The sequence below is a fragment of the Bacillus changyiensis genome, assembly GCF_027706145.1.
GTDB lineage: Bacteria > Bacillota > Bacilli > Bacillales > Bacillaceae > Bacillus > Bacillus changyiensis.
Genome location: NZ_JAQFWW010000007.1, coordinates 84,900 through 104,328 on the forward strand (window position 1 = coordinate 84,900; position 19,429 = coordinate 104,328).

At 36.4% G+C, this 19,429-nt stretch carries 21 protein-coding genes and 2 pseudogenes; 9 read left to right on the forward strand and 14 right to left on the reverse strand.

What is annotated here, in order from left to right; translation table 11 throughout:
- Positions 1–190: 190 nt before the first annotated feature.
- Together PDT38_RS17140 and PDT38_RS17145 are read right to left on the reverse strand one after the other, a co-directional pair.
- On the reverse strand, positions 191–1,243 hold the full coding sequence (locus tag PDT38_RS17140; RefSeq protein ID WP_270803305.1) for a replication initiation factor domain-containing protein: 1,053 nt from the start codon (positions 1,241–1,243) through the stop codon (positions 191–193).
- Entirely contained in the window at positions 1,236–2,657 is a 1,422-nt protein-coding gene (locus PDT38_RS17145) for a helicase HerA domain-containing protein (protein WP_270803307.1), read from the reverse strand. Before PDT38_RS17145 ends, PDT38_RS17140 begins: the two co-directional genes overlap by 8 nt.
- A gap of 397 nt (positions 2,658–3,054) precedes the next feature.
- Here PDT38_RS17145 and PDT38_RS17150 point away from each other — a divergent pair, with 397 nt between their 5' ends.
- The gene (locus PDT38_RS17150) at positions 3,055–3,606 is read left to right on the forward strand and encodes a hypothetical protein (RefSeq protein ID WP_270803308.1); all 552 of its coding nucleotides are present in this window, start codon (positions 3,055–3,057) and stop codon (positions 3,604–3,606) included.
- A gap of 117 nt (positions 3,607–3,723) precedes the next feature.
- On the opposite strand, the gene PDT38_RS17155 is transcribed toward PDT38_RS17150, so the two are convergent.
- From PDT38_RS17155 to PDT38_RS17170, 5 genes and pseudogenes are all read right to left on the reverse strand, one after another.
- Positions 3,724–4,095: a YdcP family protein gene (locus tag PDT38_RS17155; RefSeq protein WP_270803309.1), complete on the reverse strand. Its 372-nt coding sequence runs from the start codon at positions 4,093–4,095 to the stop codon at positions 3,724–3,726.
- Between the two features lie 58 nt (positions 4,096–4,153).
- Positions 4,154–4,248, reverse strand: a pseudogene (locus PDT38_RS19535) (hypothetical protein); the annotation flags it as partial.
- 208 nt (positions 4,249–4,456) lie between these two features.
- Entirely contained in the window at positions 4,457–4,744 is a 288-nt protein-coding gene (locus PDT38_RS17160) for a hypothetical protein (RefSeq protein WP_270803311.1), read from the reverse strand.
- A 60-nt stretch (positions 4,745–4,804) separates the two neighbouring features.
- A complete protein-coding gene (locus tag PDT38_RS17165) occupies positions 4,805–5,044 on the reverse strand; it encodes a hypothetical protein (RefSeq protein WP_270803313.1) in 240 nt (79 codons plus the stop codon).
- Positions 5,045–5,230 (reverse strand): ICEBs1 excisionase, encoded by a 186-nt coding sequence (locus PDT38_RS17170; protein ID WP_270803315.1) that lies wholly within the window; start codon positions 5,228–5,230, stop codon positions 5,045–5,047.
- 276 nt (positions 5,231–5,506) lie between these two features.
- On the opposite strand from PDT38_RS17170, the gene PDT38_RS17175 reads away from it, so the two are divergent.
- The 5 genes and pseudogenes from PDT38_RS17175 to PDT38_RS17195 all read left to right on the forward strand — a co-directional run bounded on the left by PDT38_RS17175 (position 5,507) and on the right by PDT38_RS17195 (position 8,767).
- Positions 5,507–5,881, forward strand: coding sequence for a helix-turn-helix domain-containing protein (locus tag PDT38_RS17175; RefSeq protein WP_270803316.1), 375 nt, complete (start codon positions 5,507–5,509; stop codon positions 5,879–5,881).
- Positions 5,878–6,363, forward strand: coding sequence for an ImmA/IrrE family metallo-endopeptidase (locus tag PDT38_RS17180; protein ID WP_270803318.1), 486 nt, complete (start codon positions 5,878–5,880; stop codon positions 6,361–6,363). The genes PDT38_RS17175 and PDT38_RS17180 overlap by 4 nt, the downstream gene beginning before the upstream one ends.
- A 95-nt stretch (positions 6,364–6,458) precedes the next feature.
- A pseudogene (locus tag PDT38_RS17185) lies at positions 6,459–6,614 on the forward strand (DUF255 domain-containing protein); the annotation flags it as partial.
- 35 nt (positions 6,615–6,649) lie between these two features.
- Positions 6,650–8,530 carry a thioredoxin domain-containing protein gene (locus tag PDT38_RS17190; protein ID WP_270803320.1) on the forward strand — a complete coding sequence of 627 codons (1,881 nt, stop codon included), beginning with the start codon at positions 6,650–6,652 and terminating at the stop codon, positions 8,528–8,530.
- A 24-nt stretch (positions 8,531–8,554) separates the two neighbouring features.
- Positions 8,555–8,767, forward strand: a complete 213-nt coding sequence (locus PDT38_RS17195; RefSeq protein WP_270803322.1) for a hypothetical protein — start codon at positions 8,555–8,557, stop codon at positions 8,765–8,767.
- 23 nt (positions 8,768–8,790) lie between these two features.
- Here PDT38_RS17195 and PDT38_RS17200 read toward each other — a convergent pair whose 3' ends face one another.
- A complete protein-coding gene (locus PDT38_RS17200; protein WP_270803324.1) occupies positions 8,791–8,982 on the reverse strand; it encodes a YbxH family protein in 192 nt (63 codons plus the stop codon).
- A 17-nt stretch (positions 8,983–8,999) separates the two neighbouring features.
- Entirely contained in the window at positions 9,000–9,242 is a 243-nt protein-coding gene (locus PDT38_RS17205) for a sigma-G-dependent sporulation-specific acid-soluble spore protein CsgA (RefSeq protein WP_270803326.1), read from the reverse strand.
- 240 nt (positions 9,243–9,482) lie between these two features.
- Here PDT38_RS17205 and PDT38_RS17210 point away from each other — a divergent pair, with 240 nt between their 5' ends.
- The 3 genes from PDT38_RS17210 to PDT38_RS17220 all read left to right on the forward strand — a co-directional run bounded on the left by PDT38_RS17210 (position 9,483) and on the right by PDT38_RS17220 (position 13,708).
- On the forward strand, positions 9,483–10,655 hold the full coding sequence (locus PDT38_RS17210; RefSeq protein WP_270803328.1) for a DUF5667 domain-containing protein: 1,173 nt from the start codon (positions 9,483–9,485) through the stop codon (positions 10,653–10,655).
- A 141-nt stretch (positions 10,656–10,796) separates the two neighbouring features.
- The gene (locus tag PDT38_RS17215) at positions 10,797–12,524 is read left to right on the forward strand and encodes an ABC transporter ATP-binding protein (RefSeq protein WP_270803329.1); all 1,728 of its coding nucleotides are present in this window, start codon (positions 10,797–10,799) and stop codon (positions 12,522–12,524) included.
- An 8-nt stretch (positions 12,525–12,532) separates the two neighbouring features.
- A complete protein-coding gene (locus PDT38_RS17220; RefSeq protein WP_270803330.1) occupies positions 12,533–13,708 on the forward strand; it encodes an erythromycin esterase family protein in 1,176 nt (391 codons plus the stop codon).
- A gap of 62 nt (positions 13,709–13,770) precedes the next feature.
- On the opposite strand, the gene PDT38_RS17225 is transcribed toward PDT38_RS17220, so the two are convergent.
- The 5 genes from PDT38_RS17225 to PDT38_RS17245 form a co-directional block, all read right to left on the reverse strand.
- Positions 13,771–15,132 carry an amino acid permease gene (locus PDT38_RS17225; RefSeq protein ID WP_270803331.1) on the reverse strand — a complete coding sequence of 454 codons (1,362 nt, stop codon included), beginning with the start codon at positions 15,130–15,132 and terminating at the stop codon, positions 13,771–13,773.
- Between the two features lie 214 nt (positions 15,133–15,346).
- Positions 15,347–16,051 carry a YjjG family noncanonical pyrimidine nucleotidase gene (locus tag PDT38_RS17230; RefSeq protein ID WP_270803332.1) on the reverse strand — a complete coding sequence of 235 codons (705 nt, stop codon included), beginning with the start codon at positions 16,049–16,051 and terminating at the stop codon, positions 15,347–15,349.
- Positions 16,052–16,419: 368 nt separating this feature from the next.
- A complete protein-coding gene (locus tag PDT38_RS17235) occupies positions 16,420–17,349 on the reverse strand; it encodes a DMT family transporter (protein WP_270803333.1) in 930 nt (309 codons plus the stop codon).
- Between the two features lie 25 nt (positions 17,350–17,374).
- Entirely contained in the window at positions 17,375–18,733 is a 1,359-nt protein-coding gene (locus PDT38_RS17240; protein ID WP_270803334.1) for a nucleotide sugar dehydrogenase, read from the reverse strand.
- A gap of 23 nt (positions 18,734–18,756) precedes the next feature.
- On the reverse strand, positions 18,757–19,422 hold the full coding sequence (locus tag PDT38_RS17245) for a B3/B4 domain-containing protein (RefSeq protein WP_270803335.1): 666 nt from the start codon (positions 19,420–19,422) through the stop codon (positions 18,757–18,759).
- Between the last annotated feature and the right edge of the window lie 7 nt (positions 19,423–19,429).

Here is a 19,429-nt window from a genome sequence, read left to right on the forward strand (position 1 = left end):
ATCCCCCCATCCCCCCGATTCTTCGGGGGACTCCCTCGCCGGTAGGCAGGAACAAACGGTTGTTTGTTCAATGCTAAAAGGGTTTTGGTGGCGCTGAACATGTCAACTCCTTATCCTCACTTCGTTCCGGTACCGTTGACACATGCGTTTAATCGCATCACTTATTTTAAAGAGTGGTATCATTCTATTTTTAAACAACCATATCAGCAGTTTGAGCCATGAATACTTCTAACATTTTTAAATGTTTGTCTTCTAATTCGGCTTCTAAAATCATATCGGAAAGATCAGTTCTGCCAAGGTGTTTGTCAACTTCCATAACCATTTTCATGGTCCGAGAACAGGAATTTTTAAGCCAGTTTCTTGATTTTTGATATAAATCTTTTTGCGGTTTCATATACAAATGAAGTTTTCCAACATCCCCTATAAATTCAGACCAAAAAAGGCTCGTTTTCCAATGCTCTCTAGTGACCTTCTTGTCAGCATCAACGAACCTTACATAATTATTTATGATCTGCTTTGCAATAAGTGTTAAATCCATTGTTTTCATTAAGGATTTTATAGCTGACTGCGCCCGATCGTTTTTTAACCGTAATTCATATCGATTCCAGTTACCTAAATCCTCTATCGGAATGCCTTTTTTCTCAGCCTGTTCATAGTTTTTTTCATAGAAACACAGATATGCATCTGATTGTTTAGAACCAAAATAAATTGTCGTTCCTCCTGTTTCACCATCCGCCAAACTGAACGATCCGTTAAAATCAGACTTGCGAAAGCGTGAAATACATTCGCCCTTTTGGGCTTTTTTCAACAAATCAGGAATCGAAAAGTACGTCTTTTTATCATCAATTGCTAGATCAAAGCGAGTAAATGACCCACCTTGTTGTATACAGTCTTGAAAAAAGTCAAACCATGTTTTTTTTCGGCATTCCAAAAATGATTCAAGCTGTCGACATCCTTGACCAGATAATTCAATCAAAACTCCTCTATTATCTCCGGGTGCTGAATACATAACTTTGATGAAATCTAATTCAAATGTTCCGACATATCCATAAAATCCAGATGACTTTTCCGCCATGAAATCTTTGTTGAGATGGAGAACATTTTCAATAATATTGTCAATATCGTGTGTTTTGAAAGTTACTCGGATGTAGTCAACCATTGATACTAAAGGCTTTTCAACGTCTTTTTCTTTTACGATTACTACCCCCCTGTTAGCGTAGGGGGGGTTCACTTGTTCAGTCATTCGCTTCGCTCACTCCTTCACCGCTGGCATCTGGTCGCTTTTCGCTGCCGCTAGCGACTGACGTCGCTGCGCTCCCTTTAAAACCAGCCAGCGACTCTTTAATAGATGACATAAAATCATACCCCCTCGGTACAAAAGGACTGTAAAACTCTAACACTGTGCCTGTTCCCATGTCCGCATAACCTCTACCTTCAATTTTTTTATTCACAAATGCTTTGTCACAATCTCCGAACATCATTCCATAACCTGTATCAGACATCAGACCCAATGAAACACGAAAGCTAAATTGATCACGTATTCCATCAGCTAAGTATTTAGCATCCGGACGTTGAGCGCCCAAAACAAGAAAATAACCCGCCTGCCTTCCTAGCATGACTAATTGTTTCATATAGGATAATGCGTCATTTCTTTCTTTCATGTCCAGTAAATCCATAAATGCAACGTATTCATCAAAGAAAATAAAAACAGGTTTCAAACCTAAATAGGCGTAGTTTTCACCCGTCTTGTAATTCGGCATTTTCTTCATTTCATCCATTCTGGTCATCATCCCGTCAACTGATTTCCTTAGGCACATCAAAATACCATTCTTTCGAGAATATACCTTTTTCGGAAGTACTTCTTCTAAGTCTGCTAAATCTGCATTTTTCGGATCTAATATGTTTACATCTGCCCCTAGTTGAACACATGCTTTAATGATCGTTAACATGAAGTATGTTTTTCCTCCACCAGTACCGCCAGATATAAGCATGTGTGGCAATTTATCAAATTTCCATGAGATGTGTTTCATTAATGGTAGAACACCATTTTCAGCAACCGCATCATCAATCGAAATACGGTTTTTCTCCACATCATAAAGCAGTTTAAAACACACAAAGCCCTCTTCGATTTCCTTACCGACTAAGTCGCAAAATAAACCGTTCTCCAAATCCTTCCCTAAGTCGAGAAAGCGATTTTGAAAACGATTCATATCCATGGCAATCCGTATATAAATGTAATTGTCTATCACTCGATAATAAATTTTGGGAAAGTAGGTGATTTTTTCTCTTGTATCCGTTTCTTTTGAAAATATTTTTCTTGTTTTAACGTTTTCTTTCTCATAAAACTTATTTGAAAAAATCATACGCGCAATCTTTTGCCTATGAAGCATTTTTTTATAAACATCAAAAAGTAAAAAATAAGCTAAAACAACACTGACAGAAGCAATAAGAACAGAACATAAAAAACTCGTTATAATCAATGGTACATTCCATTCAAAATGCTTTACAGTTTTCACAATATCTAAATGAATGAAATGATCTTTCCAAAAGAAAAACATAGATATCAAAAAGACAGGCACAAATATTAATACACCTGTTATCATAATAATGTTTTTATGCCTAGGACGTATACGAATACCTCTATATTTCCACAACATCCTTTTCCACTTTGAAATGATTACACACTCCTAACGTTTAAGTTTTTTATTTTTAATTCTTTCACTCCACAGATGCACTAAGTCAATGACCAAAAAATGACCACCAAACATGAGAAATATACAAGTTGTTACGAAAACAGTGATGAATATGTCAAACGGCAACCATCCAATAGGCTTACGATATAAAAAATAAAGGACAAAAAATATAATCCACAAAAGAACACGAACTATTATTGAACGTATTTTTTTCGCCCTGAATATCCTAAACTTAGAAATAATTTTTCCCTCCTAAGTAATAAATATATTTTTATTCATCCTATTCTTACTACGTTTACTTTTTATTCTCAAAATGGTAATATATAACCCGATAATTTGAAACTGAAAGGACAAATTTTATATGTTTGATAAAATTCTAGAACTCTATTCTAAATTTGCAATCTACTTAGTCCATATTCTAATATTTAGTATTATCTTGGCTTCATTTCATCCACAAATCTTCCAACACTTTTTTAGTGCAGTTGCAAAATTTATCCCAGAATCAATTATCAACTATTATTCAGAAAAAAATATAAATCAAACTGATGTATTTTATATTTTCACTATCATATCAGCTATTTCAGGAATAGGGGCAATTTGGAACTTCTTCTACCCAAGAAATTATGTTAAGAAAATGATTGATGCTGGTTTGAAATTTAACGAGTTTCCATCCTTCCACATGACCTCAATTCATAATAATAGTTCTGAGATAACTATACTTTTTCTGCTAATCGCTATTTTGTTTACACAAACAAATGTCATTTCTTTTTCAACAATAAAAAACTTAGAAATGGACTTACTTATAAATGCTCCAATTATTTTTATTTTTTGTAGTATTGGTATATTAGCAGCTACTGTTGATTGCATTATGATAATTATGTCTGGATTTGGAACAATTAAAAAGAAAAATTAAATCTCATAATCTCTTAAATAATAAAAGCGTGCCAGTACAGTAAATATAGACTAGCACGCTTTCCATCAATTTTTTTTATTTCTTTCTTTTGCCTTCGTCTTCACCCTTTAGTGAGGATTATTTCTTATCATTTGATCCAGCAGTGGTAGTCGCTTTACTTGTAGAACCAGCACCTTTTAAAACAATGTCTTCTGCTCTTACAGTCCAGTTAAGATTTGCAAAATTACCCGCACTCATTGCCATAGCACTTATTTGTGGAGTCTTTAACTCAACATCTACAAAAGGTTCATACTCTTTAAGATCAATATGTGCTGGTAAAGTTACCTCAATCTGTCCTTTCTGTACACTTGAAGCAAGGTTGTATATTCTTGATTCTAATTTATCCGTTCTTTTCCCATCTTCATAAACAAAACGCTCTCTATTCAATCCCATAAATTTAAGATCACCAAAAGTTGCTTTTGTATCAGGTACAATAAAGTTAAATTTCATTATTCAAATCCCCATTTCATTTTAATTTTAGTTTTTTTTATAGATCAATTTTATTTAAATTCGCTCCGGTTCTGTTTCCATCTTGGCGCTTATCAGTCGCTAACGGATTATTAACCCCTCTTGGCAACTTAGTAGGCTAATTATAGCCATCAAGCTGACTACAGCTATTTCGCACGCTTGTTCTAGCCTGCTACAACATTTAAAGTGATTGCTGTTCATCACTCAAATACTCACGCATGACTTTTTTTCAAGAATGCCATATAATAAAAAGTGTCTAGTTTTTTATTTATCGGCGTTCTTGATGATCATTCGTCAAGACGCTTTTTTTGTCTATATGTATTTTTCAAAGATCGGCAAACTATTAATAAATTACAGGAACATTTGAAACATGCTGTTCATTTAAAATAATGACTCTAGGATTTCCACCATGTATAATTGGACTCTCATCAATCAGAGGAAATCTAAAAACTTCATTCTGTTTACCTTCATCATAAAAAGATCTTATAAACCATTCATAAAATTCTTGGTACTCATCCATCAACCTTTCATCTATAGCTTTTTGTATTACTTGTGCTAACGCTAAGGTTACAGGCTCTCTTTGATCTTCAAATTTCTTAAGATGAAAATTAAATTCTTCTATTAGTGTCACATCACCGCCACCCTTATTTTTTTTTTTCAGCCCTTATAGTGGTATAAATTCACACTATGATCAGCCCTTTAATGAAGCAATGTCATTTCTACCAACACCGTAATGCTTACAAATTCTTCGATAAGATACCCCCTTTCGGAGTAGGATATTAACATTTTCAAGAGATAACGGCTTTTCAAAATAATGTTTCACGATTACAGTGTTCAAAGCCATTTTCATTCTTGCTGACCAATTACCTTTAAGTTTTCTCGCTAATGGAACGGCTTCTTTCATAAGTACATGAGTTTCTTTTCTATTCATTCAAATCACCTGATTTCTTTTATACATATACCTACTTTCAAATTTAGTCTTGTTAATGCGCCCTTTAATTACCTCATATCCTTCATTTTCCAACTCCTTATTTAATTTTCTAATAATGTTATATGCTTTTGCTTGTTTAATTCCTAGAATACCTTGCACATCATCCACAGTATAAAATTCTTTCATAAAATCCTCCCTTCCTAGAAAAATGTAAGACCTCTTGTGGATTAATTTAATTATAACTCTTCTATAAGGAGATGTAAAGAGAAAAAAGAACAATATGGAGAGTTTTTTATTAAATTATATAATCGTTAACTATTCACATAAGAATTCAAACCAAAAAACCGCCCTTAAAGGAGAGTATGTTATTATTTGTACACTTTTTGTTCCATAACGTTAAAAACTCAGCATTTGCTGGTATTATAATAATAACTCAACTTTTCGTGGAATGGATGATTAAAAATGACACTAGGTGAAAGGTTAAAAAACGCAAGAAAAAAACTCGGCCTCTCCCAGAAACAGGTTGCTGAAAAGGTTAACTCTACAGAAAAAACAATATCAAATTATGAAAGAAATTATAGAGATCCTGATACAGAGACATTAATAAAACTAAGCGATCTTTATAATGTAACAACTGATTATTTGTTAGGTCGTACACCAAAGAAAGCATCAAAGCTTGATGAGACAGTAAATGAAGCTATTGAAGAATTAAAAAACGAAGATACACTGCTTTTTATGAAAAACAATGAAGAAATCGATGAAGAAACAGCTCGTTTGATTAAACAAGCGTTAATTAATGGGATTAAATACGTTGATGCTATGAAAAAGAAAGAGTGATCCTTATTTACCCATCTTTAAACATTAAGCATAAAGCCGAAAGCATTATTAAAGAATATAAAACAAATGATGTATATGAAATTTGTGCAAATCTCAAAATAATTATCCTCGAGGAAGATTTGGGATGTATCAAAGGATTTCTTCAATATTATGAAGAAGAAAATGAATACATTATACATGTAAACAAACAATCAAAACATCCAGAAATTATTATCGCACATGAATTAGGACATTTCATTCTCCATAAGAACTTAAATATATTTAAATTGGAAAAATGTTCCCTTGTTTTTGGTTCAAAATTAGAAAACCAAGCAAATATTTTTGCTTCTGAAATTTTAATTACAGACAAAATGTTAATAGATGAGTTACCTAGAATTAACGACTGGACGCATAAACAAATAGCGTCTTTTTTCAAAGTTCCTTTGTTCGTTATTGAGTATAAATTTTTTCGAAAAAAACTTTTATCTCAAAACACCCTATAAATAAAAAAACTTAAGGTTAAAATGAATGCTTTAATCCTTTTTTTAACATGCTATAAAAGAACACATGAAATTATTTTTAGAAAGAAGGTGATCCCATGCCCACAAATCATAAGCCCAATAGATTGATTAAAGAGAAGTCTCCTTATTTACTTCAACATGCTTACAATCCAATTGATTGGTATACATGGTGTGCTGAAGCATTTGAAAAAGCAAAACGCGAAAACAAACCCATTCTCCTATCTATTGGGTATGGGTAGCTAAACGAACATGCCATTGGTGTCACGTCATGGCCCATGAAAGCTTTGAAGACCAGGAAGTTGCAGACCTTCTAAATGAAAAATTTGTCTCAATTAAAGTTGATCGTGAGGAACGACCTGATGTTGATTCAATCTATATGACCATTTGTCAAATGATGACTGGTCAGGGCGGTTGGCCGTTAAATGTGTTTTTAACGCCTGAACAGAAACCGTTTTATGCAGGTACTTATTTTCCGAAGACAAGCCGTTTTAATCGACCGGGGTTTATTGAAGTTTTAGAACATCTTTCAGATACGTTTACAAAAAGCCGTGACCATGTTGAAGAGGTTGCTGACAATGCAACCAAACATTTAAGCATAAAAGCGAAAAGTACTGCTGGTGATTCACTTGATGAAGGAGTTTTGAAACGGACATTTGAACAGCTTAATAAGAGCTTTGATACTGAATACGGCGGGTTTGGCAGTGCGCCAAAATTCCCTATTCCACACATGCTAACCTTTCTGCTTCGCTACTATCGATTCAGTGCTGAAGAAAAAGCCTTACATATGGTGACAAAGACACTGGACAGTATGGCAGATGGAGGGATTTACGACCATATTGGCTACGGATTTGCTCGCTATTCGACAGATCGAAAATGGCTTGTTCCCCATTTTGAAAAAATGCTTTATGATAACGCTTTATTATTAATGGCTTACACCGAAGCCTATCAAGTGACAAACAATGAACGGTATAAAACGATTTCCGAACAAATCATTACGTTTATCAAGCGAGAAATGACCAGTGACAAAGGTGCTTTTTATTCAGCCCTTGATGCAGATACAGAAGGTGTTGAAGGCAAATACTACGTCTGGTCTAAAGAAGAAATTCTCGAAACACTAGGGAAAGATCTCGGTGAACTGTACTGTCAGACCTATAACATCACAGCTGAAGGAAATTTTGAGGGACACAATATCCCCAACCTGATTCATTTTCGTGGTGATAGAACTGATGAGGAACTAAACCACAAACTTGAAGAAGCAAACCAACAGCTTTTTAAAAAACGACAAGAACGCGTATACCCTCATGTGGATGATAAAGTCCTTACATCATGGAATGCCTTAATGATCGCGGGGCTCGCCAAAGCAGCAAAAGTGTTTCAGTCACCTGACTATATGAAAATGGCGGTAACCGCTGCTACCTTTATCGAAAACGAATTGGTCAAAGACGGTCGCCTGATGGTTCGCTACCGTGATGGTGAAGTGAAACATAAAGGGTTTATTGATGACTATGCATTTTTGCTTTGGGCATATCTTGAATTATATGAAGCTTCCTTTGATTTGAGCTATTTGCAGAAAGCCAAACAATTAACAGCGGGTATGTTGGATCTGTTTTTAGACAAGGAAAGTGGCGGGTTTTATTTCACAGGCCATGATGCGGAGAATTTAATTGTACGGGATAAAGAAATATATGATGGTGCCTTACCTTCTGGAAATGGTGTGGCAGCCGTGCACCTTTTGCCCTTGGGACGGTTGACAGGTGATCTGTCATTGATTGATCAAGTTACAAAAATGTTTTCAGCATTTCATGGAGATGTCTCATCATATCCAAACGGTCATACAAACTTTCTCCAAAGTTTATTAAGCCATGTCATGCCGCAAAAAGAAATTGTTATTCTCGGAAAACAAAATGATCAAAACAGGCAGACGATCATCACAGCATTACAGCAAGCATTTCAACCACAATATACTATTCTTGTTGCCGAAACACCAAACGATTTTCAAGGGATTGCAGAATTCGCAACAGACTATCATACCATTGAGGACAAAACAACAGTCTATGTTTGTGAAAATTTTGCCTGTCAGCAGCCAACAACAAACATAGACGAAGTACTGGAACGTTTAATCAATCGAGAGAACGGGAAAAACGACTAAAACATTTGGAAAGGGGCAGTGCTAATGAAAAGAAAAACCATCATGTCTAGTCTTGTTGTTTCCACAGTGGCGGTCGGACTCACTTCCTATTTTCTCAAACAATATATAAAGAAAGCGGAAAAATCGCTTCCGATCCATAAAGCAGGCAACCCGTCACCTGAAGATATTGAAGACAACAAAATGGTATCAGAAGGCTCCACCTATCCGGTTCAATATTATGATCAGCAAAAAAAATGAGCTGCCACAATCTTGGCAGCTCTTTATATTTTGTTCTCATAGCAATAGTGATTCACCAATTCTTCAATCAAATCATGCTCTGGAAACTCACCTTCAAAATCAAATCGAATTTCCTCGACAAATTGTCCGCGTCTGTAAACATGGATGGCTCCATTTTGCCTTGTCACACTATATTCGGGTTCAAACGTATACCCGTTTCGCTCGATCGCTCCCATTTTTATCTGTCCGCCCTTCAAAACAGCAGTTCATATATTTCATTTAATTGTCTTAGTCGTACATCATCTTGCTCATTTTGAACATAATTCATTTCATGTTTCAATACCTGATTCAAAAACGACATTTCTCGCTGACTTAAATGTCGGGCAAACTCTTCCTCATTGGCATAATGTTTAAGTTTTTTATAAATACTCCGTCCTATATCATGCTGAAGATGGTTTGACAGGGACTCACGCAAATAACCTAATGTTGTATCCATTGGTCGTTCTCCTTTTTTTCTATAGCTTGAGTCAATCGAACACAATTCATTCACCCATTTTAAAATTGATCACCTCGCTTAGCTATTATTTTAAAAAAACGAATAAGCATAAAATTACAATTTTATTAAAAATTTATACTATTTCATCATTTAATTTTAATATATAATGACATCAAATAGGTATTTACAATCATCAAACATCCAAATAAAGGATGTAATAATACGATGTGGAGGGATTTCATGAGATTATTCAAAAAGTTTGTAACACTTCTTGTTGCTTTAGGTCTCACTTTTGGATTAGGGACAAGTCAAGTCTTTGCAGAAGAACAACCGACAAATCAGGAAACTGGCACAACAGTAGAAGATGCTCCTTCACTTCTACCCGGAGATTTCTTTTATTTCACAAAAAAACTAAAAGAAAATGTTCAGCTTGCTTTAACATTTGATAACGTAAAAGAGGCTGAACTATTAGCATCTTTTGCCGAAGAACGTATTAAAGAAGCAGAAGCATTACTTGCACAGGGAGAAGAATCTTTAGCTCATGAAATTCTTGAAGAAGCCCTTGAACAACAAGAGGCTGCATTAGAAAAATACAAAGAGGAAACAGAAGATAAAACAGCGGATGAAGAGAACAAAGATACTGATGCAAAAGAACCGGTGTCTATTGATAAAGTTCGAGCAACCCTAGAAGAAAAATTTGCTTCTAATTTACTTGCACTACAAGCAGCATTAAATAAAATTGAAAACCCAACAGCAAAAGAAGCACTTCAAAAAAATATTGTAAAAGCAAAAGAAAAACTGGAAAAGAAACTGAACAAAAAATTAGCCAAGTTAGAAGAAAAACAGCAAAAGGCTGAGAAAAAACGTTCTGAACTTGAAGAAAAATTAAAATCTGGTGAAATTGATGAACAAGAGTATAAAGATGAACTTGCTGAAATTGATAAAGAGTTAGCAGAAGAGCAAGATGAAGCGGTGAAAGATATTAGTGAAGAAGCTGATGAAGCTGTCAAAGATTCTTTAGATGAAGATCGTCAAGATCAAGACAATAAAGATGAATCTGACGTTAATGAAGACAAAGACACAACACCTGCCAACACGATTGAAAAACAACGCGAAAAACAGGCTGATAGAGAAGAAAAAGCAAAAGAGAGAGCAGAAAAGGCTCAAGAAAAACAACGTGAAGCTCTGGAAAAAAGGGCTGAAAGAGAACGTGAAAAAGCAGAAAAAAGAGCAGAACAAGCAAAAAAGGCTCAAGAAAAACAACGTGAAGCTCTGGAAAAACGAGCTGAAAGAGAACGTGAAAAAGCAGAAAAAAGAGCAGAGCAAGCAAAAAAAGCTCAAGAAAAACAACGTGAAGCTCTGAAAAAGCAAAAACAGAAAGAAGAAAACCAACAAGAAGATCAAGATGAGTAATTTCCCATGAGCAGGCGATTTAGAGCCTGCTCTTTTTTCTTGAAATCCTTACAAATAATATGGTATAAGAAGGAGTGATTACCATTAAAATACTAGTTCTATAGTTTCTGCTTCATATTTTGAATTAAGGGGTTATTTAACATGAAAACAGAAAAAAGTAGTCAACAATCGTTCCTCTCATTCATTCTCACAACAAACATCCCTAAACTAGCACTAGTGATTGGGCTATGCACAAGCCTTGTCACCACATTAGTTGGATTAGCAATCCCGTTATTAACGAGACAAATGGTTGATGGCTTCTCTACCAATTCCATTACTCTGGCTTTAGTCGGAGTTATCGCTCTCGTTTTTATCACTCAAGCCGTTTGCAGTGGAATTTCAACCTATTTACTCTCCTATTGCGGGCAAAAAGCGGTCGCTTCTTTAAGGGAGCAGATGTGGTTTAAATTACTGCGGCTTCCTGTTCGTTACTTTGATAAAAAAACAAGTGGTGAAACTGTCAGCCGCGTTGTCAATGATACGGGCATCATTAAAGATTTAATTTCTGATCATTTTCCGCAATTTATCACAGGTGTCATTTCCATCATTGGCTCAATTATCATTTTATTATTTTTGGATTGGAAAATGACGCTTTTAATGCTCATTTCTGTTCCTGTCACAACCATCATCATGATTCCGCTCGGTAGAAAAATGGAGAAAATCTCTAAAGGGTTACAGGATGAAACAGCTTCATTTACCGGAGATGTCCAACAAACGTTAAGTGAAATCAGATTGATGAAGGCATCTAATGCTGAACATACAGAAAGAATAAAAGGAGCATCAGGGATTTCAAAATTATTAGGATACGGTCTTAAAGAAGCACGTATTTTTGCACTAGTTTCCCCACTCATACAACTTGTTGTAATGTTGGTCATTGTCATGATTATTGCTTATGGTGGAATTCGTGTTTCTGACGGTACAATGACAACCGGCTCTCTTGTCGCATTTTTGCTTTATCTGTTTCAAATCATTTTTCCAATCACATCCTTTACATTGTTCTTCACCCAAGTTCAAAAAGCAAAAGGAGCAACAAAACGGATCATTGAGGTTTTAAATTTAGATGAAGAACAAGGAAATGAAGGAATTGACATGGATATTACAAATCAACCGATCCATGTTGAGAACCTTTCTTTTTCCTATAGTGATGATGAACCCGTTTTACATGATATATCATTTCATATCGAGCCTGGTCAAATGATTGCGTTTGCAGGGCCAAGCGGTGGTGGCAAAACGACAATGTTTGCCTTACTGGAGCGCTTTTATGAACCAAATGCAGGAGTAATCAAAATTGGTGATACACCCATCCAAAAGCTATCAATGAAATCTTGGCGGAGCCAAATCGGTTATGTATCACAAGACAGCCCAATGATGGCCGGAACAATTAGGGAGAACCTTTGCTATGGATTAGATCATGAGGTGGATGATCAAAAACTATGGCAAGTAGCAGAAATGGCTTTTGCCGATACATTTATAAAACAATTTCCCAACCAGTTTGAAACGAAAGTTGGCGAGCGTGGTGTGAGACTATCAGGAGGACAGCGTCAGCGAATTGCGATCGCTCGCGCCTTTTTACGAGATCCAAAAATTTTGATGATGGATGAAGCAACAGCAAGCCTTGACAGTCAATCAGAAAGAATTGTCCAACAAGCATTGACAAGGCTGATGGAAGGACGGACCACCTTTGTCATCGCCCACCGCTTATCAACAATTGTCAACGCCGATCAGATTATATTTATCGAAAAAGGTAAAATCACAGGAATCGGGCGTCATCATGAATTAGTAGCTTCACATCCTTTATACCATGAGTTTGCTGAACAACAATTAACATAGGGGTTATGATGAATCAAGAAGGATGGACAAAAGAAAACGTTCATGAAATCAATGATCAATTAGAATCGTTCTCATTTTTAGATCAATATTTACAAAATAAAAGAATCGTTTTTTTAGGTGAAAATGGTCATGGAGTTGCCCAACATAGTCAATTAAAAGTTCGCATGATTCAATATCTTCATGAACAGCTTGGTTTCAATCATATTCTCTTTGAGAGCGGTTTAGGTGAATGCAGTTATTTTAATGACTTTGAGAAAACGTTGGAACCAGAAAAGGTCATGAAGAAAACCATTTTTCCAGTTTGGCATACTGACGAAGTACTACAGCTTTTTAAGTATTTGAAAAAGTCTCATCTCCATTTAAGCGGGATTGATATACAATTCTCCTCTAGGGAGTTGATATTTTCGAAAAAGTTGGTAGATATGATGTCTAAACTTGATCCGTCTTATTCAGAGAAAGTCTGGATAATGGAGAATGACGTTTTAGCACTAGATAAAGAAAAAAGAGGACGAGCCTATTTTTTACCTTTCTACAGAAGGAATATAAGAACATGCAGAACACTCAAGAATGCCTATAAAGAATTACTCAACTTTCTAGACCAGCATGAAGAAGAAATCACAAATCATATACCAGAAACGAGTTATTTTCAAATCATTAGACGGGTTATTGCGAAGCGCATTGACTTTATTTCAATGCTTTCCCATGGTATGAGAAAAGCATTACAAATTCGTGATCAAGCAATGGCTGATAATCTTAAATGGTATGTGACAAACATGTACCCTGACGAAAAAGTCATCATCTGGGCACACAATGGTCATATTGCGAAAAACATTAAAAATATAATAGGTTTTCGTTCAATCGGCTCCTATTTACCTGAATCAATTAAAACACAGTCTTACAGGATCGGCATGTTTATGTATGAAGGATCGGCCGCTCACAATAATAGAGAGGTATATGAAGTGAAGAAGCCACCCCAACACAGCATTGAACAATACATGGCTTCAACTCATTTACCCATATCCTTTCTGGATCTCACTAGTCCTTCAAATCATGGTGATTCGATGTGGATACACGACACGATCACTGCAATGGATGGGGGTCTTGGTGAAATGACCATAAAACCTTCTGGACAATACGATGGTCTTGTTCTAGTGAAGAGCGTCACTCCCCCAACATATATTTGAACATTGAAATATTGATATAGAAAAGCTCCCCTATCTTTTTTTAGGGGAGCAACTGTAAGCCATCAATGATCTGAAACGCGCTTACCAATTCTAAATAAATAATAAGTAGCAGTAATTACCGCCATAAATGTAACCCCGACAATCAAAGATACACGCGTATCATCGTTGAACCACATTCCAACTAAAACCATGAGCAAAAAGGCAATCGTTAAATAGTTTGTAACAGGCGCAAATGGCATTTTGAACGGATGATTGTCAAGTTCAGCCCCTTTCGCCTTTCTAAAACCGAGATGGCTAATTAAAATCACAAACCATGGAATCATCCCCGGTAGAATACTTGCACTATATACATAGACAAAGATGTTTGGCGGTGAAATATAATTTAAAACAACACCGACTGCCAAACCGATTAGCACAGCAAGGGTTCCATACAATGGTACACCATTTCGGGAAATCTTCTTAAAGATGGCTGGCGCTTGTCCATTGACACCCAATGTATAAAGCATACGTCCTGCACTGAAAATACCGCTGTTACAGCCTGACATAGCTGCGGTAATCACAACAAAGTTAATGATACCAGCTGCTGCGGTAATTCCGATTTTCGCAAATGTTGAGACAAACGGGCTTCCCAATGTGTTTAGTTCATCCCAAGGATAAACTGTGACAATGACAAAAATGGCGCCGATATAAAAAATTAAAATACGCCAGATGAGGCTTTGGATAGCATTTTTTAACGTGTTTTGCGGATCTTTTGCTTCCCCGGCTGTAATCCCGATCAGTTCAACTCCTTGATAGGCTGCGATGACAAGAGATAATGCAAAGAAGAACCCCGTAAAACCTCCTGTAAAGAAACCTCCATGTGACCAAAGATTTGACAAACCGATTGCATACCCACCATTGCCAAAACCGAAGAAAATCAAACCGAATCCAGCGATAATCATTAAAACAATCGTAATGATTTTAATCATGGCAAACCAAAACTCAAATTCTCCAAACGATTTAACGGAAATCAGATTGGCTCCGCCAAGGATTGCCATCGCGATAATCCCTGGAATCCACGCAGGCAGATCCGGGAACCAATACTGCATATACTTCCCAACGGCGATAATCTCTGACATCCCGACTATTACCCACTGAAACCAGTTGCTCCACGCTGTCAAATACCCAGCAAGCGGATGAATATATTGATGACCAAATGTCGCAAATGAACCCGTACTAGGTTCCACATACAACATTTCTCCCATTGCACGCATAATAAAAAAGATAAAGATTCCGCAGATTGCATAAGCAAGCAGAACAGACGGACCAGTCCATTTAATCGTGCTGGCTGATCCCATAAATAAACCAACACCGATGGTCCCGCCTAAAGCAATCATCTGAATATGGCGCGCTCCCAAACCCCTCTTCAGTTCTTTGTTAGCCACTTCTCTTCCTCCTCTAAGTATAAGGGGACTCCTTTTTCTGTTTAAGTCGTAATAAAAATCTAAAAAACTTATGATATACTTTCCAATTAACTTATTTCATCATAATAAATTTTTTCATAAAATACAATTGTTTTTTTCAGAAGAACAGTTTTTAAGAGATTAAATGATGGCCAATCACTATATTGATATAAAATAAAACAGACGCATCTTGATTTTAAGATGCGTCTGCCTTACGGTCTAGAATTTGATACAACTCAGCCGGTTTTTGAATTTGATATGTAGGAACAATGTCGATATGATGAGGTTTCAGACTAGGGTTCACCCAACACGTATCAACTCCTGCCAATTGCCCCCCTTTTATGTCCGCTGTTAAAGAGTCCCCGATAATCAGGCTTTGATCTTTTCTAAAATGCGGAACCCGCGCAAACACGTAATCAAAGTATTCCTTCATCGGCTTTTGGTAACCGGTGTCTTCTGAAACAAAAATATCTTTAAACATTGGATACAATCCTGAATCATGCAAACGTTTATACTGTGTTTTAGAAATGCCGTTCGTCACAATATATAAATCATATTGATCTTTTAAGTTTTCAATCAATTGAAAAGCTCCATCTATTAATTGATGCCCTTTCTCAAGGAAACTCTGATACTGCTTCTCTAGTAAAACTCCATCAACATCAATGTCATACTCCTTGAATAAAAGAGAAAAACGAGTGTTGACCACTTCTTCACGATCCATTTCTCCGTCTTCAAACGCCCTCCATAATCTATGGTTCAGCTTTTTATAATCTGATTTGATCTCCTTTGTAAAAGGTATGTTTTGTTGCTCAAAAAGCAGGTGCAACGCTGAATCTTCCGCTGCACTAAAATCTAAAAGTGTCTGATCTACATCAAAAAATAATGTCCGATACTTCTTCATAGGTGGCCTCCGTTTTTTTGTTAGTTGATTTAAGTATACACTCTTGTAGAGGCAAAGTGTTCTCTCCATGCTTAGTTAACGGAAAGATGACTAACCTTAGAGGGACGTTTGCTGTTGTGTGATGTGATTTAAGAAAGGGTAAACTGATCTATCTATTCATTTTGATCGTTATCCTTTGATTTAGGTGTTTTAAAGAGAGGGGTCAACATGAATCAGGATGAATTGCGAGACTCCTGCGGAAACAGCGAGCCAGGTGAGACCCCACAGGAGCAAGGAACGAGCTTCGAGAAGGCTCGCGGAAAGCGAGCAAACTCCCCAATTTTTATTCATCCACACTACTTTCAGGACACCCCTCTTTAATAAACAATTCAGCTTTTCATTGTGGGGGATTTTTCTTGCAATTGTGTTTTGTCTTGCCGAGTTGTCGCGATAATTCCAAATAATACGCAGGCTATCCCTACAAAATGTCCCCACTGAATGGTTTCTTTCAGGAAAATATATGAAAACAGAAGGGAAGAAACAGCAATAATTCCGGTAAATACTGCCGATGTACTGACAGCAACTTTAGAAACGCCATAATACCAAAGCACAAAGCCGACAACAGTCACAATGACTGCATAATAAATGATATTGAGCCAACTGGTCATTGTTGGTTGAGTAAAATCGAATGATAGTGCTTCATAAATTGCAAACGGTAAAAACATGAAGAACCCGATTAACGTAGCAAAGGTTGCAATACATAAAGCAGACAGTTTCCCAGAGAGTACCTTACCGAATATCGTAAATAATGACTCCCCTACAACAGCACCAAATATTAAGATTGTTCCTACCCACTTAGGAACACCTGGAATGACTTCATGAGATTCACCGCTTAATAAGTGGATGACTGAAATCCCGCATACAGCTAACAATATCCCAAGCCATTGATGACGAGATAACTTTTCTTTTAAAAACATAAATGATATGAAACAAATGACCATCGGAGTCGTACTTGTGATAATGCCACTTTCAGTAGCGGTTGTGTATTTTAAACCGTATAGCAATAATACGCTAAAGCCAAACACACCTGTCAATGCCAACATAAAGAGAGTCAATATATCACGCTTTGATATCTTCGGAAAAGGTTTTTCCGTAAAATAAAGAAGCACTAAAAGCAATAGAGCTGCAATTCCATAACGAATTCCTGAAGCTAAATAAATGGGAAAGTCATTTAAAATCCATTTTCCGACGACAAAGGAGCTACCAACTGTCGTCATTGCAATTGCCATTGCTAGATAAGCTTTTACCTGATGTTTCATTTGATTCCTCCTATACGGAGCCAATTCACCCGCCAGCAAGCACCGTTTCTGACATGATTGGACCAGTCTCTTTGATGATATCGCCAATACATGTCACATGAGATGTTTTCAATCCATTAAAAGCATTCCGAGTATCTAAGATAGGCACTCCGGATTCAGCAATTCTTTTGAAATCATAAGTGGAATGCGCTGTAAGGAGCACAACCAAGTCGTAGTGACAAAGTTCTTCATAGTTCAGCTCTGATTGAATGTTGATTTGCTGATCATTAGCATCCAAAATATGATCACAAAATGGGTCGTTAACCGTTATGACGGCTCCTTTTTCTTTTAATAGTGCATAAACATTTAAACTAGGTGACTCTCGGTGATCGTTTACATCTGGCTTATATGCCATTCCCAGCAATAAGATTTTCCCTCCATTTATACATTTCTTTTGAGCATTAAGCAATTCAGATATTTTTCCAACAACATAATTAGGCATGTTCCTGTTGATATCTTGGGAAAGTTCGATAAAGCGACTAAAAAAATTCTCTTCTTTTGCTCTCCACGTCAGATACATCGGATCAAGGGGTATACAATGTCCGCCAATACCAGGTCCAGGATAAAATGGCATAAACCCAAAAGGCTTAGTAGAGGCTGCTTTTATAACTTCCCAAATGTTTACACCTAGGGAGTCACACATTAGTGCCATCTCATTAATAAAAGCTATATTAATACTACGGAACGTATTTTCTAATAATTTAGATACTTCAGCAACTTTTGGAGTTGAGACCGGAAAAGTTTGATTTACGATTGTGCCATAAAGAGTTTCTCCAAGCTCTAAACAGTTATTTGTAACACCTCCTATTACTTTCGGGGTATTGAGGATTGTGTACTTTTTGTTTCCAGGATCTACTCGTTCAGGTGAATAACATAAGTGATAATCAATTCCAGCATGCAGATTAGTAAGAGCTAGTGCTTTTTCAATTCGCTCCTCAGTAGTACCAGGATAAGTAGTACTTTCTAATACCACAAGTGTCCCAGGTCTCAAATATTTTTTAAGTTTACCAACAACATATTCAATTGCAGAAAGGTCTGGATCAAGATTCTTGTTCAATGGTGTTGGAACGCAAATACAGATGGCATCAAGAAAGCTAATGCTGGAAAATTCAGTTGTCGCTTTGAAGTGACTATTATCAACTATAAACTGAATATCCTCATCTTTCACATCCGTGATATACGAATAGCCCTTATTTAAAATATCTACTTTCTCTTGATGTAAGTCAATTCCTGTAACTCGAAATCCAGTTTGGCCAAAAGCAATACAAAGAGGTAAACCTACATAACCCAAGCCAATTATACCAATATTTGCTTGTCTTGAATTTATTTTTTCAATAAGATCCAATATTCCCACCTCACAATTTTTCATTATTTAAGATGAAATGTTTGACTGAGATAAGACTGGGATGCATCTAACGCCTGGAAGATCACTTCAGCCGAAACACCTGGAACTTGACAGCCTAAAATCCATATCGAACGTGTTTTTTCTGTTATCTTTTGTTTCTCACTATCACGGTAACAGAACAGGGACAGGACCTTTTCATCATCTATTAACACCAACATATTTGAATCCAATTTTTCTGGATTTTGACTACCGATCGGTTGAAACCATTCTCCACCTTTTGATAAAGTTAAACGAATATCTCCTTTAACTTGGGCAGCATCAAAAACACCAAGGGGGATCAAATGTTTAACAGCGGCTACATTCACTGCATCTACAATCGGATGAATTACGGGAATTCGAGTCAACTCCTCCTTTATCAAAAATCGCTGAATTAAATTTTGCACTGAAGGAGGTGTCTTTTTAGTATTTAAGCCAAGTTGTTGATAAAAGTCTTGATAAGCCACGATACGTTCTGTTTGTGCAACTTCTGACTTGCTTTTCCCCTGCCATTTTTCGTGTAGAACTTCCCAATCAGCTTTTAAATCTAGCTTTTCGGTAATTATAGGTTCTAAGTCAAGTTTGACAGCAAAAACCTGTACCTCATTCAGCTTTTTTTCAACTTCGTCTGACATTGAAATGGTTTGATACATTTGAATT

Excerpts from the sequence above, each read along its gene's own strand:
- PDT38_RS17140 (WP_270803305.1), bottom strand. The coding sequence starts at position 1,243 with ATGACTGAACAAGTGAACCCCCCCTACGCTAACAGGGGGGTAGTAATC.
- PDT38_RS17145 (WP_270803307.1), bottom strand. The coding sequence starts at position 2,657 with ATGTTGTGGAAATATAGAGGTATTCGTATACGTCCTAGGCATAAAAAC.
- PDT38_RS17150 (WP_270803308.1), top strand. The coding sequence starts at position 3,055 with ATGTTTGATAAAATTCTAGAACTCTATTCTAAATTTGCAATCTACTTA.
- PDT38_RS17155 (WP_270803309.1), bottom strand. The coding sequence starts at position 4,095 with ATGAAATTTAACTTTATTGTACCTGATACAAAAGCAACTTTTGGTGAT.
- PDT38_RS17165 (WP_270803313.1), bottom strand. The coding sequence starts at position 5,044 with ATGAATAGAAAAGAAACTCATGTACTTATGAAAGAAGCCGTTCCATTA.
- PDT38_RS17170 (WP_270803315.1), bottom strand. The coding sequence starts at position 5,230 with ATGAAAGAATTTTATACTGTGGATGATGTGCAAGGTATTCTAGGAATT.
- PDT38_RS17175 (WP_270803316.1), top strand. The coding sequence starts at position 5,507 with ATGACACTAGGTGAAAGGTTAAAAAACGCAAGAAAAAAACTCGGCCTC.
- PDT38_RS17190 (WP_270803320.1), top strand. The coding sequence starts at position 6,650 with ATGGCCCATGAAAGCTTTGAAGACCAGGAAGTTGCAGACCTTCTAAAT.
- PDT38_RS17195 (WP_270803322.1), top strand. The coding sequence starts at position 8,555 with ATGAAAAGAAAAACCATCATGTCTAGTCTTGTTGTTTCCACAGTGGCG.
- PDT38_RS17200 (WP_270803324.1), bottom strand. The coding sequence starts at position 8,982 with ATGGGAGCGATCGAGCGAAACGGGTATACGTTTGAACCCGAATATAGT.
- PDT38_RS17205 (WP_270803326.1), bottom strand. The coding sequence starts at position 9,242 with ATGGATACAACATTAGGTTATTTGCGTGAGTCCCTGTCAAACCATCTT.
- PDT38_RS17210 (WP_270803328.1), top strand. The coding sequence starts at position 9,483 with ATGAGATTATTCAAAAAGTTTGTAACACTTCTTGTTGCTTTAGGTCTC.
- PDT38_RS17215 (WP_270803329.1), top strand. The coding sequence starts at position 10,797 with ATGAAAACAGAAAAAAGTAGTCAACAATCGTTCCTCTCATTCATTCTC.
- PDT38_RS17220 (WP_270803330.1), top strand. The coding sequence starts at position 12,533 with ATGAATCAAGAAGGATGGACAAAAGAAAACGTTCATGAAATCAATGAT.
- PDT38_RS17230 (WP_270803332.1), bottom strand. The coding sequence starts at position 16,051 with ATGAAGAAGTATCGGACATTATTTTTTGATGTAGATCAGACACTTTTA.
- PDT38_RS17235 (WP_270803333.1), bottom strand. The coding sequence starts at position 17,349 with ATGAAACATCAGGTAAAAGCTTATCTAGCAATGGCAATTGCAATGACG.
- PDT38_RS17245 (WP_270803335.1), bottom strand. The coding sequence starts at position 19,422 with ATGTATCAAACCATTTCAATGTCAGACGAAGTTGAAAAAAAGCTGAAT.